Annotated in this window: 1 protein-coding gene; it reads right to left on the bottom strand. The window is 53.9% G+C overall.

Going from position 1 to position 863, the window contains the following annotated elements:
- Positions 1-17 precede the first annotated feature (17 nt).
- A partial coding sequence (locus tag HCZ99_RS20445; protein WP_167448889.1) for an autotransporter outer membrane beta-barrel domain-containing protein occupies positions 18-863 on the bottom strand: 846 nt, incomplete at its 5' end.

Genomic DNA, 863 nt, shown 5'->3' with positions numbered 1-863 from the left:
TGTTTTGATGTCGGTTGTTAGAACGGCATCGACATGCTGATTTCAACCGTGCTGCTGTCGGAATTGTCGGCAATATCTTTGTCGGCCAGCGATATCCTGTGGCTCAGCGCGAGTTCACTGGTCAGTCGGCCTGTGTCAAAGCCAAAGCCGGTGCGGATGCGCTGATTACCGTATTCGTTCAGGTTGCTGGTGAAAAATGGGGTGACGATGCCCATTTTATGTCCGTCCTGATCGGATAAGGCAAAGCCATAGGTGAGCGTGCCGCCAATGGTGTATTCGGCGTAATCAGTTCGCCCGGCAAGATAGGTGCCTTCAAGCGCGGCATTAAGCCCGGTCACAGAATCGGACAACCGTACACCGCCGCCAATATCGAACGCAGTTTTGTCGTTGTTGATTTCATCGGTGAAATCATAGATCAGGCCGGTTTGAATAAACGGCGTGACGGTCATGGTTTGTGTGGGCGTGAAATCATAGGCCGCTTCAATGCTTGGTTTAAGCTGACGGGTGTTGGAGCGGATAGAGGCGTTGGCTGTGCCGTCGCTTTCGGTATAGCCATCAACCGTTTTTCGCGCCGCGAGCATTGCGACCGATGGGGTCAGGGACAGCGCGACATCATTGAGCGGGAGCACGCGATAAGAGGTGGTCAGTGCTGCATACCACATGTCGGAATCGGTGCTGCCCGATACGGCATTGTTATCGCGGGTGACATCAATATCGCCCATGCCGTAGCCCGCTTCGCCCGCGATGGTCAGGTTTTCAATGGGGCGGTAAATGACATAGGGCGATGTTGTCCAACCGGTTTCCTGATAGCTGCCATTGTTAAAGGCCGTGGTGAGGTCAGTATCGTTATAGCCAAGCGACAG

This window comes from Thalassospira lucentensis, assembly GCF_011806425.1.
Taxonomy (GTDB): domain Bacteria; phylum Pseudomonadota; class Alphaproteobacteria; order Rhodospirillales; family Thalassospiraceae; genus Thalassospira; species Thalassospira lucentensis_B.
This window is presented reverse-complemented; position numbering and strand designations above follow the sequence as displayed.